Origin of the sequence: Phenylobacterium sp., assembly GCF_035475775.1 — a bacterium.
Lineage (GTDB): Bacteria > Pseudomonadota > Alphaproteobacteria > Caulobacterales > Caulobacteraceae > Phenylobacterium.
The window spans coordinates 1-13,314 of the sequence record NZ_DATIMC010000068.1 but is presented as its reverse complement, the minus strand read 5'-3'; the positions used below and the strand labels follow the sequence as shown (position 1 = coordinate 13,314).

Annotated in this window: 14 protein-coding genes; 9 read left to right on the top strand and 5 right to left on the bottom strand. The window is 71.0% G+C overall.

What is annotated here, in order from left to right:
* The first annotated feature begins 47 nt into the window (after window positions 1-47).
* Window positions 48-2,408, top strand: coding sequence for a transketolase (locus VLI41_RS08685; protein ID WP_325267677.1), 2,361 nt, complete (start codon window positions 48-50; stop codon window positions 2,406-2,408).
* 37 nt (window positions 2,409-2,445) lie between these two features.
* Window positions 2,446-3,384 carry a DUF5996 family protein gene (locus tag VLI41_RS08680; protein WP_325267676.1) on the top strand — a complete coding sequence of 313 codons (939 nt, stop codon included), beginning with the start codon at window positions 2,446-2,448 and terminating at the stop codon, window positions 3,382-3,384.
* Here VLI41_RS08680 and VLI41_RS08675 read toward each other — a convergent pair whose 3' ends face one another.
* Window positions 3,385-3,912, bottom strand: coding sequence for a YdcF family protein (locus VLI41_RS08675; protein WP_325267675.1), 528 nt, complete (start codon window positions 3,910-3,912; stop codon window positions 3,385-3,387).
* Between the two features lie 107 nt (window positions 3,913-4,019).
* Between VLI41_RS08675 and trhA the strand changes: the two genes are divergently transcribed.
* The gene (gene trhA / locus VLI41_RS08670; RefSeq protein WP_325267674.1) at window positions 4,020-4,697 is read left to right on the top strand and encodes a PAQR family membrane homeostasis protein TrhA; all 678 of its coding nucleotides are present in this window, start codon (window positions 4,020-4,022) and stop codon (window positions 4,695-4,697) included.
* Window positions 4,698-4,705: 8 nt separating this feature from the next.
* Here trhA and VLI41_RS08665 read toward each other — a convergent pair whose 3' ends face one another.
* Window positions 4,706-5,032, bottom strand: a complete 327-nt coding sequence (locus tag VLI41_RS08665) for a hypothetical protein (RefSeq protein WP_325267673.1) — start codon at window positions 5,030-5,032, stop codon at window positions 4,706-4,708.
* Between the two features lie 263 nt (window positions 5,033-5,295).
* Here VLI41_RS08665 and VLI41_RS08660 point away from each other — a divergent pair, with 263 nt between their 5' ends.
* From VLI41_RS08660 to VLI41_RS08645, 4 genes are read left to right on the top strand one after another with little or no spacing between them, the layout of a single operon-like run.
* Window positions 5,296-6,423 (top strand): ABC transporter permease, encoded by a 1,128-nt coding sequence (locus VLI41_RS08660; RefSeq protein ID WP_325267672.1) that lies wholly within the window; start codon window positions 5,296-5,298, stop codon window positions 6,421-6,423.
* A gap of 59 nt (window positions 6,424-6,482) precedes the next feature.
* Window positions 6,483-7,244 carry an ABC transporter ATP-binding protein gene (locus VLI41_RS08655; protein ID WP_325267698.1) on the top strand — a complete coding sequence of 254 codons (762 nt, stop codon included), beginning with the start codon at window positions 6,483-6,485 and terminating at the stop codon, window positions 7,242-7,244.
* Window positions 7,244-8,182 (top strand): MlaD family protein, encoded by a 939-nt coding sequence (locus tag VLI41_RS08650; protein ID WP_325267671.1) that lies wholly within the window; start codon window positions 7,244-7,246, stop codon window positions 8,180-8,182. Before VLI41_RS08655 ends, VLI41_RS08650 begins: the two co-directional genes overlap by 1 nt.
* Window positions 8,179-8,820, top strand: coding sequence for an ABC-type transport auxiliary lipoprotein family protein (locus VLI41_RS08645; protein ID WP_325267670.1), 642 nt, complete (start codon window positions 8,179-8,181; stop codon window positions 8,818-8,820). Before VLI41_RS08650 ends, VLI41_RS08645 begins: the two co-directional genes overlap by 4 nt.
* Here VLI41_RS08645 and VLI41_RS08640 read toward each other — a convergent pair.
* Complete coding sequence (locus VLI41_RS08640; protein ID WP_325267669.1) at window positions 8,817-10,586, bottom strand: TPR end-of-group domain-containing protein; 1,770 nt, start codon at window positions 10,584-10,586, stop codon at window positions 8,817-8,819. The two genes, VLI41_RS08645 and VLI41_RS08640, sit on opposite strands and share 4 nt — an antisense overlap.
* Window positions 10,587-10,764: 178 nt before the next feature.
* Here VLI41_RS08640 and VLI41_RS08635 point away from each other — a divergent pair, with 178 nt between their 5' ends.
* On the top strand, window positions 10,765-11,583 hold the full coding sequence (locus VLI41_RS08635; RefSeq protein ID WP_325267668.1) for a class I SAM-dependent methyltransferase: 819 nt from the start codon (window positions 10,765-10,767) through the stop codon (window positions 11,581-11,583).
* Here VLI41_RS08635 and folD read toward each other — a convergent pair.
* Window positions 11,580-12,488: a bifunctional methylenetetrahydrofolate dehydrogenase/methenyltetrahydrofolate cyclohydrolase FolD gene (folD, locus tag VLI41_RS08630; RefSeq protein ID WP_325267667.1), complete on the bottom strand. Its 909-nt coding sequence runs from the start codon at window positions 12,486-12,488 to the stop codon at window positions 11,580-11,582. The genes VLI41_RS08635 and folD overlap by 4 nt on opposite strands.
* A gap of 73 nt (window positions 12,489-12,561) precedes the next feature.
* Between folD and VLI41_RS08625 the strand changes: the two genes are divergently transcribed.
* Window positions 12,562-13,032, top strand: coding sequence for a low affinity iron permease family protein (locus tag VLI41_RS08625; protein ID WP_325267666.1), 471 nt, complete (start codon window positions 12,562-12,564; stop codon window positions 13,030-13,032).
* Here the strand turns inward: VLI41_RS08625 and VLI41_RS08620 are convergent.
* The coding region (locus VLI41_RS08620) for an NUDIX domain-containing protein (protein WP_325267665.1) at window positions 13,029-13,314 on the bottom strand (286 nt) is incomplete at its 5' end. The two genes, VLI41_RS08625 and VLI41_RS08620, sit on opposite strands and share 4 nt — an antisense overlap.

The following is a 13,314-nucleotide window of genomic DNA, read 5'->3' as shown; positions in this document are numbered from 1 at the left end:
CGGCGATTAGGCAAGGATTTGCCTCGAAGCCCGTGTAACTTGGACGAATGTCCCAAGCTGCGCAGTCCAGAGCTCGTTCGCCGACCCCCACGAACCGTGAGCTCGAGCACCTCGAGAGGCTCGAGGCCCGCCTGCGCTGGCTCGCCACCTGGACCATCCACAACGCCAACCACCTGCGCGAAAGCCGCGACGGGATGAAGGTCGGCGGCCACCAGGCCTCCTGCGCCTCGATGACCACCATCCTGGCCGCCCTCTACTTCCACGCGCTCCGGCCCGAGGACCGGGTGGCGATCAAGCCGCACGCGAGCCCGGTGTTCCACGCCATCCAGTATCTCTATGGCCGCCAGAGCCGCGAGCAGCTCGAGCGCTTCCGCGCGTTCGGCGGGGCGCAGTCCTATCCGTCGCGCACCAAGGACAAGGACGACGTCGACTTTTCCACCGGCTCGGTGGGCCTGGGCGTGGCGGTCACCGCCTTCGAGGCGCTCACCCAGGACTACCTGAAGGCGCACGGCTGGCTCGATCCGGCGCGCGAGGGGCGGATGGTCGCCACCCTGGGCGACGCCGAGCTCGACGAGGGCAACATCTACGAGTGCCTGATCGAGGCCTACAAGCACGACATCCGGAATGTCTGGTGGATCGTCGACTACAACCGCCAGAGCCTGGATGCGACGACCGCCGACCGGATGTTCGATCGCTTCGACGACATCTTCGAGACCGCCGGCTGGCGCGTGATGACGCTGAAGTGGGGCAAGGCCCAGGAGCGGGCCTTCGCGCGGCCCGGCGGGAGCGCCCTGCGCGCCTGGATCGAGGCCTGCCCGAACGCCGACTACGCGGCGCTGACCTTCCAGGGCGGGGCGGCGTGGCGGGCGCGGCTGATGGGCGACATCGGCCGCAAGCCAGGCGTGGCCGCGCTCGTCGGCAGCTTCGACGATGCGGCGCTGCACCAGCTGATGATCGGCCTCGGCGGCCACTGCGTGGAAACCCTGATCGAGGCCTTCGACGCCGCGGCCAGAGACGACACCCCGACCCTGTTCATCGCCTACACCGTCAAGGGCTACGGCCTGCCGCTGCAGGGCCACAAGGACAACCACGCCGGGCTGATGACGCCGGCGCAGGTCGAGGCGCTGCGGGTCTCGACGGGGATCCCCGAGTGCCAGGAATGGGCGCCGTTCGCCGGGCTCGCCGAGGAGGACGCCTGCGCGCTGGCGGCCTTCATCGCCGCCGCGCCGCTCGCCGATCCACGCAGCCGACGCTACGCCGCGGCGGCCATCCCCGTGCCGGAGATCGCCGCACCGGCCGGCGCGGAGCAATCCACCCAGGCCGCGTTCGGCCGCATCCTGCTGGACCTCGCCCGCGGCCACGAGCCGCTGGCCGACCGCATCGTCACCACCTCGCCGGACGTGACGGTCTCGACCAACCTCGGCGGCTTCGTCAACCAGCGCGGCCTGTTCCGGCGGCGCGAGAGCCGCGACGTGTTCCGCGAGGCCAAGATCCCTTCGCCCCAGCGGTGGGCCGGCGGCCGCGCGGGGCAGCACATCGAACTCGGCATCGCCGAGCACAACCTGTTCCTGAACCTGGCGGCGCTGGGCCTGGCCGCGCCGATGTTCGGCGAGCGGCTGATCCCCATCGGGACGGTCTACGATCCCTTCATCTGCCGCGGCCTCGATGCGCTGAACTACGCCTGCTACCAGGACGCGCGCTTCATGCTGGTGGCGACCCCCTCGGGACTGACGCTCGGGCCGGAAGGCGGGGCCCACCAGTCGATCTACACGCCGCTGATCGGCATCGGTCAGCCGAACCTCACCTACTTCGAGCCGGCGTTCGTCGACGAGCTGGCGCTGGTCATGCGCTGGAGCTTCGAGCACCTGCAGGCGGAGGACGGCGGATCGGTGTACCTGCGGCTCACCACGCGATCGATCCGCCAGCCGGGGCGGACGGACGAGCTGTGGCGCGCCGATGCGCTGAAAGGCGCCTACTGGCTGCAGCCGCCCGCCCCGGGCGCCGAGGCCGCGCTGGTGTTCTGCGGCGCGGTGGCCCCCGAGGTGCTCGAGGCGGCCGACGAGCTGGCCGGCGACATCCCGGGCCTGGGCGTGCTCAACGTGGTCTCGCCGGGGCTCCTGCATCGCGACTGGATGGCCGCGCGCCGGGATCGCTGGACCGGCGGCGCCAGGCGCAGGAGCCATGCGGAATCTCTGCTCAGCGCCCTGGCCCCCGACGCCGGCCTGGTCACCGTCGTCGACGGCTCGCCCGCCACGCTCTCCTGGCTCGGCGGCGTCATGGGGCACAAGGTGAGCGCGCTCGGCCTCGATGCGTTCGGCCAGGTCGGCGACCTCACGGACCTCTACCGGCACTACCGGCTGGACGTGGGCGCGATCGTGGAGGCTTGCGCCGATCTCTACCTGGGTTGAACCTCCGGGGCGCTCCAATCTTCCGGGAAGCCGCGCGATGAACGGCCAGGCCCCCTGGCCGCCGCTCCCCTACGCGGAGTGGCGGGGCACCTACGAGACGCTGCACCTGATGACCCAGGTGGTCGGCAAGGTCCGGCTGTCGCTGACGCCCTGGCTCAATCACTCCTGGCACACCCCGTTCTATGTCTCGGCGCGCGGACTCTCGACCGGGGTGATCCATGCGCCCGGGCGGGCGCTGGAGCTGGAGTTCGATCTCGTGGACGCGCGGCTGGTCATCCGCAGCGATGCGCCTCAGATCGGTCTGCCGCTCGAAGCCACGAGCATCGCCGGCTTCTACAGCCGCGTGCGGGCGCTGCTCCAGGAGCTGGGCGTGCGGGTCCGCATCCACGCCGCGCCAAACGAAATGCCGCAGGCTGTGCCCTTCCGTCAGGACCGGGCGCAGCGCCCCTACGATCCGGTCCAGGCCCGCGCCTTCTTCCAGGCTCTCCTGCAGGCCGACAGGGTGCTCAAGCTGTTCCGCACCGGCTTCATCGGCAAGGCGAGCCCCGTGCACTTCTTCTGGGGGAGCTTCGACCTGGCGGTGACGCGGTTTTCCGGACGGCAGGCGCCGCCGCATCCTGGCGGCGTGCCGCACCTGCCCGACGAGGTGGCGCGGGAAGCCTACTCGCACGAGGTCGCCAGCGCCGGATTCTGGCCCGGCGGCCCCGGCTGCGAACAGGCGGTGTTCTACGCCTACGCCTACCCGGAGCCAGCGGGCTTCGCCGAGGCGGCGGCCGCCCCGTCGGAGGCGCGATACGACGCCGCCCTGCGGGAGTTCCTGCTGCCCTATGACGCCGTGGCGGCCGCGCCGGATCCCGACGACCTGCTGATGAAGTTCCTCCAGTCCACGTACGAGGCGGCGGCCGATCGCGCAGGCTGGGACCGCCGGGCGCTGGAATGCGCCCTCGGCAAGCCGGGCCGGCCGCGGCCGGTCTGATCAAGCGGCCTCGGCCGCCAATTCCGCGAGCAGGCTTCGGCGTTTCGCGAGCACGAGCGCGAGGTCGTAGGGGATCGCCAGGCCTTCGCGCAGCCGCATGCGCGTCCAATGGCGCAGGGGCGCGCCGCCGCGGCCGGGCGCCAGGGGTCCCGGCGCGGTCCGAACGCCGAGTGCGCCCAGCAGCAGACGGATCCTCGGCTGGTGGTAGCGGTCCGAGCAGATCACGCAGCGCGCGGCGCCGCGCGCGCGGGCGAAGCGGGCGGCGGCCACCACGCTCTGCAAGGTGTCGCGGCTCGCCTCGTCCAGCACCAGGCGGGCCTGCGCCACACCGCGGGCCGCCAGGATGCGCGCCATGACCGAGGCTTCGCTGGGGCCCGCCCGCCCGGCCGCGCCCGAGCACAGGATCGGCGCGTCCGGCCACAGCGCCGCCGCGTCCAAACCATAGCCGATGCGCCGCGCCAGGGTCGGCGAGGGCCGTCCGTCCGGCCGCACCGCCGCGCCGAAGATCACGATCGCCGAGCCGCTCACGGGCGCAGCATGGTGAGGTTCGCGCCGGCTTGTCACCGTCTATTCACTTGCGCCGGCGATCTCAGGCTCGCATCTCATGAGGCGTGACTCCCAGGCCCGAAACCGCCATGCGCCTGCCTCAGAGCGCCGCCGCGCCCAAGCCGGCGCGGCACTATCCGACGCCCGCCGCCAAGTGCGCCGACCTGGTGGTGCACATCGTGGGCCTGACGCTGGCGCTGGTGGGCGGGATCGTGCTCCTGGCGCTCGCCATCCAGGCGCGCTCCATCAGCCTGGTGGTCGGGGTCGCGATCTACGCGGCCGGGCTCCTCGCGATGCTGGCGTTCTCGACGGCCTACAACTTCGCCAGGCCGCAGCACCGGCCGGTCCTGCGCCGGCTCGACCACGCCGGCATCTTCCTGATGATCGCCGGCTCGTACACCCCGTTCACCACCCACGACCTGACCGGCGGCTGGGCGTGGGGGATGACCGCCGCGGTCTGGTCGATCGCCGGCGTCGGCGCGCTCGGCAAGATGGTCTTCATGCACCTCGACCGCCGCTTCTGGATCGGACTCTACCTGGCGCTGGGCTGGCTGGTGGTGGTGGCCATGAAGCCGATGCTGGACCACGTGACCTGGGTCGCCCTGCTGCTTCTGGGGGTGGGCGGGCTGCTCTACACCACCGGCGTGGCGTTCTACGTCAACAAGCGCCTGAAATTCGCGCGCGCCATCTGGCACGGTCACGTGGTGGCCGCCGCCGGCGCGCACTGGACGGCGGTGCTGCTGGGCGTGGTGCTGGCGACGCGCTAGCGCCCTCCTCAGGCCCGGCTTTCCTTGCCGTTCAGGGGCGGCTGGTAATGCTCGATCAGGTCGATCCGCTCGGCTTCGCGCACCGCGCGCGTGACGTTTAGCCGCGTGAGCACCTTGGCCTCGTTGTAGGTCTTGCGGGCCCGCTCCAGCGCCTGGCGCCAGCTCTGGTTGGCCAGATTGTCCGTTTCGCCGGCATAGACCACCTTGGCGCCCTCCGGCGTCAGCTCGGCGATCACGAAATTCGCGCCGGCAGGCGGGAGGAACCGCTCCTCTTCCAGCGGCAGGTAGCGGTAGCGGGCGCCGGATTTGCCGGCGAGCTCGATCGGTCGGGTCAAGCGCACTCTCTCCAAAGGTCGGCTTATTGGGGTCCGGTCGGCGGGCCCGCCCCATGGATACCCGGCGGACTTGGGCCAAATATAGGCCTAGCTTGGCCGTAGCGATGACGCCTGCGTGAGCTTGACCTTGGAGCCGACGTCTGGCGGGCCCGGCACAAGGACGTTCGGCGCGCCTGCCGGCTCTGCTAGGCTCGCCGCGAGGGACGCCGCGACTCGGGGATTGGGCCCGCGGCGCGCCCCATGGTCGGAGACCGCGCGCCGGGATGGACAGCCCCGCCGAATTCAAGGTCGAGCCCGGCGAGAGGGGCCCCGCCGTGGCGCTGTCCGGCGACTGGACGGCCAACGACCTGGGCGCCGCCCCCGCGGCGCTGCGACGCGCGCTGGCGCGCGAGCGGCCGGCCGTGCTCGACTTCACCGGCGTCGGCCGGCTGGACACCGCCGGGGCCTTCGCGGTGATCCGGGCCGCCGGGAGCGGCTTCGACCTGGCCAAGGTCCGCGCCCGGCCCGAGACGCTGCGCCTGATCGGCATCGTGGCCGAGGCGGCCAAGGCGGGCCCGCCGCCGCCGCCCGCGCCGTCCGGGTTCCACGAGCTCACCATCCGCATCGGCAAGGGCGTGGTGAACCTGGCGCTGGAGGGCCTCGACACCATGGTCTTCCTGGGCCACCTGCTGGTGGTCCTGGGCCGCAGCCTGGTGAACCTGCTCGTCAATCCCAGGCGCATCCGCTGGGCGGCGGTGGTCTCGCAGATGGAGCGCGCCGGCCTCGACGCCATCCCGATCGTCGCCGTCACCTCCTTCTTCATCGGCGCGGTGATCGCGCTGCTGGGCATCAACCAGCTTCGCCAGTTCGGGGCGGAGGTGTTCAGCGTCGAGCTGATCGGCATCGCGGTGCTGCGGGAGTTCGGCATCGTGATCACCGCCGTCCTGCTGGCCGGGCGATCGGCCTCCGCCTTCGCCGCCGAGCTCGGCGCCATGAAGATGAACCAGGAGATCGACGCCATGCAGGTGATGGGCGTCGACCCGTTCGAGGCGCTGGTCTTCCCGCGCTTCGCCGCGCTGCTGGTGACGATCCCCCTGCTCACCTTCGTGGCGGTGCTGGCGGGGCTGTTCGGCGGGCTGATGGTGACCTGGAGCGTGCTGGGGCTGGGGCCGGCGTTCTTCCTGCAGCGGATGCTCGACAACGTCGGCGTCACCCACTTCTGGGTGGGATTGTCGAAGGCCCCTGTGATGGCCGCGGTGATCGCCGGCGTCGGCTGCCGCCAAGGCATGGAGGTGGGCGTCGACGTGGAATCCCTCGGCCGCCGGGTCACCGCCGCGGTGGTGCACGCCATTTTCGCGATCATCATGATCGATGCGGCTTTCGCCCTGGTGTACATGGAGCTCGACCTGTGAGCGGGCCGAGTTCCGCCGAGGACCCGGACGAGGCCGCCCTCGACGGCGACGGGCCGGTCCTGCAGGTCAGGAACCTGCGCTCGGCGTTCGGCGATCACGTGGTGCACGACGGCTTGAACCTGACGCTCAACCGCGGCGAGGTGCTGGGCGTGGTGGGCGGTTCGGGCGCCGGCAAGTCGGTGCTGCTCAACACCATCATCGGCCTGAAGCGACCCCGGGCGGGCACGATCCAGGTGTTCGGCCAGGATATCGCCCATGTCTCCGAACGCCGCTGGAGCGCGATCGAGCGCCGCTGGGGCGTGCTGTTCCAGGGCGGGGCGCTGTTCTCCAACCTCACCGTGCAGGAGAACGTGGCCGCGCCGTTCTTCGAACATACCAGGCTGTCGCGGCGCGAGATCTACGACCTGGCCGACCTGAAGATCGCGCTCGTGGGCCTGCCCGCCCAGGCGCGCGTGCTGAAGCCCGCGGAGCTCTCCGGCGGCATGCGCAAGCGCGCGGGCCTGGCGAGGGCCCTGGCGCTCGATCCGGAGCTGCTGTTCCTCGACGAGCCCACCTCCGGGCTCGACCCGATCGGCGCGGCCGCCTTTGACGAGCTGATCCGCGATCTCTCCGACAGCCTCGACCTGACGGTGTTCATGATCACCCACGACCTCGACACGCTCTACGCCATCACCGACCGCGTCGCGGTGCTCGCCGACAAGAAGGTGGTCGCCACGGCGCCGGTTCGCGATCTAGAAACCTCCAACCACCCATGGATTCGCGAGTATTTCCTGGGTCCACGGGGGCGCGCCGCGGCCGCCGAGGCGACGACGGAGGCCTGATGGAAAAGAACGCCAACTACGCCCTGGTCGGCCTCTCCACGCTCGTCCTGTTCGTGGGGCTGGTGATCTTCGTGGTCTGGCTCGCCCGCCTGCGGATCAACGCCGAGTACGACCTCTACGACATTCTCTTCCAGGGCCCGATCAACGGGCTCTCCCAGGGCGGCGAGGTTCGGTTCAACGGCATCAAGGTGGGCGAGGTGACCAAGATCGCCCTCGACCGCACCAACCCCAGCCGGGTGATCGCGCGCGCCCGCGTCACCTCCGACGTGCCGATCCGCGCCGATTCCTACGCCACCCTGGAGCCGCTCGGGATCACCGGGGTGAACTACGTCCAGATCACCGCGGGAACGGCCACTAAGCCGCTGCTCAAGAACACCGTGCCGCAGGGGGCGATCCCGATCCTCAGGAGCCAGAGGAGCGCGCTCTCCGACCTGCTGCAGGGCGGCGGGACGGTGCTCACGCGCACCATCGAGGCCCTCGATCGCGTGAACCGGGTGCTCTCGGACCAGAACATCAAGACCTTCTCGACGGCGCTCTCCGATACCCAGGCCGTGACTGGAGAGCTACGCACCCACAAGGAGGTGATCGCCGACGCCCAGAAGGCGCTGCAGGACCTCGACGTCGCCACCCAGAAGCTCGGGGACCTGGCGTCCACCAGCCAGAACATGCTCGACACCGACGGCCGCCGCAGCCTGAAGAACATCGCCGACGCGGCCGAGGAGGCCAAGCGCACCGCCGCCCAGGCGCACGCGCTCATGGACCGGCTGCAGGGCCCGACCGCCGACTTCGCCAACAACGGCCTGCCGCAGATCACCGCCGCGGTGATCCAGATGCGCACCGCCGCCCAGGCGCTGCAGCGGCTGGTCGACGAGATCGAGGCCAGCCCGCAGGGGACGCTCGCCAAGCCGCCCTCGGAAGACCTGAAGGTGAAGCCATGAGAAGCGCCGGAGCCCGCCTGCGGCTGGCGAGCATCGCCCTTGCGGCGCTGTCGCTCAGCGCCTGCGTCTCGCTGCTGCCGAAGAGCAAGCCCGCGCAGCTCTATCGCTTCGAGGCGGCCCATCCGGCGCCGACCGCCCCGCTCCCCCCCAAGCCGGCCGGCGCGCCCACGGTCGGCGTCTTCTGGTCGAACGGGACGTTCCAGCGGGAAGCGGCGGCGGACCGGATCCTCACGGTGACCGGCGACAAGGTGGCCTACATCGCCGACGTGCGCTGGGCCGCGCCCGCCGAGGTGCTGTTCGACCAGGCGGTGTTCGAGACCTTCGACGCGGCCGGCGGCCACGTCCGGCTGGTGCCGCGCGGCGCGCCCAGCGCCACGGATTTCGTGCTGCGCGTCGACGTCCGGGATTTCGAAGCCCGTTATGACGCAGGCGCCGGCGCGCCGCCGACGGTGCTCGTGCGGCTGCATGCGACGCTCACGCGCGACCGCGAGCACACCGTGGTCTCCGACCAGCTGTTCGAAGCCCGCGCCCCGGCCGCCGACAACCGCGTCGGCGCCATCGTGGCGGCCTACGACAAGGCGGTGAACGATGCGCTGGGCCAAGTCGTGGCCTGGACCAACGACAAGACCGCGGGCTAGCTGTTCTTCCAGATGCCGACGCGCCGTTCGAGATCGTGGAACCTCGGGTCCTCCCGGAGGCCGTCGAACTTCGGATTGGCCCGCAACGAGATCATCATGACCGGCCGTTCCGCATACGCCCGCTCCAGCCACTCGAAGGCCGCGCCCGTCTCCCCAAGGCCGGCGTGGATCTCGGCGAAATAATAAGCCGATACGTAACGCGTCTCGGCGATCTCTCGCAGCCGGTCGAGGATTTCACGCACTTCGCGTTCGCGGCCCAGTCGGGCCAGCAGGTGCCCCTTGCCCACCAGCCCGTGCACGTCGGCCATCGGCATGGCCAGCACCGCCTCGTACTGGGCTAGCGCTTCATCGGTCAGGCCGGCCGCCTCCGCCGCCAGGCCGAAGCGGAACCGGGCGTAAGCCGAGTCCGGATCGATCGCCACGGTCCTGCGCAGCTGTTCGACCGCCGCCGCATACCGGCGGGCCCGGTAGAGAATGAAGCCGAGGTTGGCGTTCATCACCATGTTGGTGGGGTCGAGAAGGCGCGCCAGGCGCATCTGCTCCAGCGCCTCGTCGTGCCGGCCGACGCTCGACAGCCCGAGCGCGTGGTATTGCCGGGCGCCGGCGTTGCTGGGATTGAGCTCGAGCGCGCGGCCGATGGCCGCCTCCGCGCCCGCCAAGTCCCAATCATAGCAATAGCCGATGTGGCCGAGGATGCCGTGGACTTCGCTCAGCTGCTCGTCGAGCTCGAGCGCCTGCTGGGCGGCCGCCTTGGCGAGCGGGGCCATGACCCGGGGCGGCAGCGGATCCAGGGTGGCGCTGGCTACGGACAGCAGCGTGTAGGCCTCCGCCAGGCCGGCGTGCGCGAGGGCGAACCCGGGGTCCCGTTCGACGGCGCGGCGGAAGCACTCCGCCGCCTGCTGGATGGAATCGCCCACCCGTTGGCTGAGGCAAAGTCGGCCGCGCACGTAGAGGTCGTGCGCATCGGCGTCCTGGGTCGGGCGCCGCGCCAGCTGCTCGCGTTCGCTGCGGGTGAGTTCGAGCGCGAGCGCATCGGCCGCCCGAGCCGAAAGCGAGTCCTTGAGGGCGAAGATGGCGGCCTCGGCCTCGTCGAACCTGGCGGCCCAGATCGTCGCCTCCGAGGCCACGTCGACCAGCTGCAGGCTCACCCGAACCTGGCCTCCCGATCGACGCACCCCGCCGCAGAGGACGATCTCTGCATTGAGTTCGCGTCCGACGGCCGCCGGGGCGGGCGCGTCGACATAGCGCGCCACCGCGCTCGTGGGCCGCACGAGCAGGGAGCGCAGCTGGCTCAGCCGGGTGATCAGGCCATCGGCCAGTCCGAAGCCCAGCAGACGATCGGCCGCCTCGCCGCTGAGAGACGCGAGAGGCAGCACCGCGAGCGTGCGCCGGCCCTCCACCTCCGGCTGACGCGCCCGGCGGGCGGCCCTGACCTCGGCGTCGAGACGGTAGCCGCGCCGCGGCACGGTCGCGACGCAGGCCGCCTGCTCGCGCAACGCCTTGCGCAAGTCCGACATCACGCGCGCGACGCTGTTCTCCTCGACCAGGACGCCTGGCCACAGCTGCTGCAGCATCGTCTCCTTGGAGACCAGCGCCCCGGCTCCGTCGACCAGCAATGCGAGCGCGTCGAATGCGCGTGCGTATAGCGGCACGGGTCGGCCTCCGCGTTCCAGCACGCGGCGGCGCGGATCGAGGCGCAGGCCCGCGAACTCGTAGACCAGGTTGGCCCGCGGAGTGGCTTTCAGCGCTTCATCAGAACTTTTCATCGGACCTGAAGGACTGCCCGCATGTCGCTGGCGAGAATGCCTCACGGAACCCTAGCCCGATCGCCCTCGAGCGCGCGAGCGGTTCGGCCGCCGCCGTCGCCGCGGTGGCTGGCGTCAGCGGCCTCGCGAGCAGCGCCTTCCTTGTCGAGCTTCGCCACGACCTTGCAGGAGATACGCCATGACCATCGCCGCAGAACCGGGCGCGCCCGCCACCAACCGCTACCTCATTCCGAATGCCGCCGAGGGCGCGGGCGAACGGCTGCGGCTCCTGGCTGAGATATTCGATCCCGGCTCGAAGGATGCGATCCGGCGCGCTGGAATATGCGAGGGACGCTCCTGCTGGGAGGTGGGCGCCGGGACCGGAAGCATCGCCCGGTGGATGGCCGAGGAGGTCGGGCCGCGCGGGCGGGTGCTCGCCACCGACCTCGACCCCCGCTTCCTGCAGCCGCTGGCCGGCCCCACCCTCGAAGTCCTTCGCCACGACGTGGTGGCCGACGCCACGCCCACGGAGGGCTTCGACATCGTGCATACGCGCCTGCTGCTATTTCACCTCACCGAGCGCGAGCTCGTGCTGGACCGGCTGATCGCGGCGCTCAAGCCCGGCGGATGGCTGGTGGTCGAGGACTTCGACTGTCTGTCGACCATCCCGGATGCGACCGCCAATCCGTTTGAGACGCCGCTGCAGAGCGTGGCCGCGCTGCGCGAATTCTTCGCCCGGTCCGGCCTGGACCTGCGGATCGGGCGGCGCCTCACCGGCATGCTCCGCGCGCGAGGGCTCGCCGACGTGCGCGGCGAGGGCCGCATGTTCATGTGGCAGGACGGAACGATCTTCTCGCGCTTCCAGCGCCTGACGTTGGAGCAGGCGCGCGAGGGCATGACACGGGCGGGCTTGGTGAGGCCGCAGCAGCTGGATTGCGATCTCGAGGCCATGGAATTGGCCTTCCTCGCTCCGTCGCCGGTCCTGTGGAGCGCCATCGGCCGGCGGCCCGCGAGCTAGGCCTCCAGCCCCATCGCGCGCTTGGCGGCGGTGACGGTGTTCTGCAGCAGCACGGCGACGGTCATCGGGCCGACGCCGCCTGGCGCCGGGGTGATCCACGCCGCGACCTTCGCGGCTTCCCTGAAGTGGACATCACCCACCACCTTGGTCTTGCCCTGCGCCGCCTTCACAGGATCGTCGAACGGCACCCGGTTGATGCCCACGTCGATCACCGCCGCGCCCGGCTTGATCCAGTCGCCGCGGATCATGCGCGGGCGGCCGACCGCAGCGACCAGCACGTCGGCCTCGCGGCACACCGCGGGCAGGTCTCGCGTGCGGGAGTGGGCGACCGTCACCGTGCAGTCGGCCTGAATCAGCAGCTGGGCGATCGGGCGGCCCACCAGCATGGAGCGGCCGACGACCACCGCGCGCAGGCCGGTCAGGTCGCCCACCGTCTCGCGCAGCAGCACCATGCAGCCGGAGGGCGTGCAGGGGTAGAGGCCCGGCAGACCGCTCGCCAGCCGCCCGGCGTTGATCATGGTGAGCCCGTCCACGTCCTTGGCCGGATCGATGGCGGCGATCACCGCCTGTTCGTCGATGTGCTTGGGAAGCGGCAGCTGCACCAGGACGCCGTGGATGGCCGGATCCGCATTCAGCGCCGCCACCAGCGCCAGCAGCTCCGCCTGGCTGGTCTGCCCGGGGAGGCGGTAGGTCGCCGAGTGCATGCCCGCGGCCTTCGACTGCTCGCCCTTGGAGCGGACATAGATCTGGCTCGCCGGATCGTCGCCGACCAGCACCACGGCGAGCCCCGGCGTGAGCCCGTGCGCGGTCCTTAGACCGCCCACCTCGGCGGCCACCTGGGCCTGCAGGCGCTCGGCGTAGACCCTGCCGTCGATGATCTTGGCTTGGCCTGCAGACGCGACCATGGCGACCTCCGGAACTGCGCCTGGGACTAGCCGTTCAGCGAAAGCTTCGCAAACCCCGGAGACCTGTCCCGACATGGTCAATCTGAGCCAGGCCTTTTCGCAGGCCGCGAGCGCCACCTCGCGCTGGACCGGGCGGCCTTCGGCCTTCCTCCTGTGCTGCCTCGTGGTCGTGGTGTGGGCGGTCACCGGGCCGCTGTTCCACTACTCCGACACCTGGCAGCTGGTGATCAACACCGGGACCACCATCGTCACCTTCCTGATGGTGTTCCTGATCCAGAACACCCAGAACCGTGACAACGCCGCCCTGCAGGCCAAGCTGGACGAGCTGATCCGCGCGCACACACCGGCCAAGAACGAGTTCATCGGCATCGAGCACCTGTCCGACCAGGAGCTGGACGAGATCCTGACCGAGTGCGAGCAGCACCGGCCGGATGCGCTGCGCCGCGCCGAGGAGCGCGCGAGCGGCGAGCGCAAGGCCAAGATCAGGACCTCCCAGAAGCGCGCGAGCCGCCGGGTCGCCGCCCCTCGCCGCAAGCGCGCCTAGCCGCGCGCTTGCGTCCGCAGCCAGCAGGCGACCGCCCAGACGTGCGACTCGCGGTCGAGCCGGAGCAGCGCCTCCAGCGGCTCCATCCAGACGAGTGCGTGGTCGTCCTCGATCTTCCGCGCCGGATCCTCGCGCACGAACTGCGCCGCGAGGAATACGCCGCGGGTGTTCTTCGCCTCGTCCTTCTCGTTGACGAAATAGTGGTCGGCGCGGGTCACCTCGCGCCCGATCTCGACGACCAGGCCCGCCTCCTCGCCGCACTCGCGCGCCGCGGCCTGGGCT

What these genes read in the sequence shown, in the direction of transcription:
- VLI41_RS08685 (WP_325267677.1), top strand. Translation starts at nt 48, where the DNA reads ATGTCCCAAGCTGCGCAGTCCAGAGCTCGTTCGCCGACCCCCACGAAC.
- VLI41_RS08645 (WP_325267670.1), top strand. Translation starts at nt 8,179, where the DNA reads ATGAGAAGCGCCGGAGCCCGCCTGCGGCTGGCGAGCATCGCCCTTGCG.
- VLI41_RS08640 (WP_325267669.1), bottom strand. Translation starts at nt 10,586, where the DNA reads ATGAAAAGTTCTGATGAAGCGCTGAAAGCCACTCCGCGGGCCAACCTG.
- VLI41_RS08680 (WP_325267676.1), top strand. Translation starts at nt 2,446, where the DNA reads ATGAACGGCCAGGCCCCCTGGCCGCCGCTCCCCTACGCGGAGTGGCGG.
- VLI41_RS08625 (WP_325267666.1), top strand. Translation starts at nt 12,562, where the DNA reads ATGGTCAATCTGAGCCAGGCCTTTTCGCAGGCCGCGAGCGCCACCTCG.
- VLI41_RS08650 (WP_325267671.1), top strand. Translation starts at nt 7,244, where the DNA reads ATGGAAAAGAACGCCAACTACGCCCTGGTCGGCCTCTCCACGCTCGTC.
- VLI41_RS08660 (WP_325267672.1), top strand. Translation starts at nt 5,296, where the DNA reads ATGGACAGCCCCGCCGAATTCAAGGTCGAGCCCGGCGAGAGGGGCCCC.
- VLI41_RS08635 (WP_325267668.1), top strand. Translation starts at nt 10,765, where the DNA reads ATGACCATCGCCGCAGAACCGGGCGCGCCCGCCACCAACCGCTACCTC.
- folD (WP_325267667.1), bottom strand. Translation starts at nt 12,488, where the DNA reads ATGGTCGCGTCTGCAGGCCAAGCCAAGATCATCGACGGCAGGGTCTAC.
- trhA (WP_325267674.1), top strand. Translation starts at nt 4,020, where the DNA reads ATGCGCCTGCCTCAGAGCGCCGCCGCGCCCAAGCCGGCGCGGCACTAT.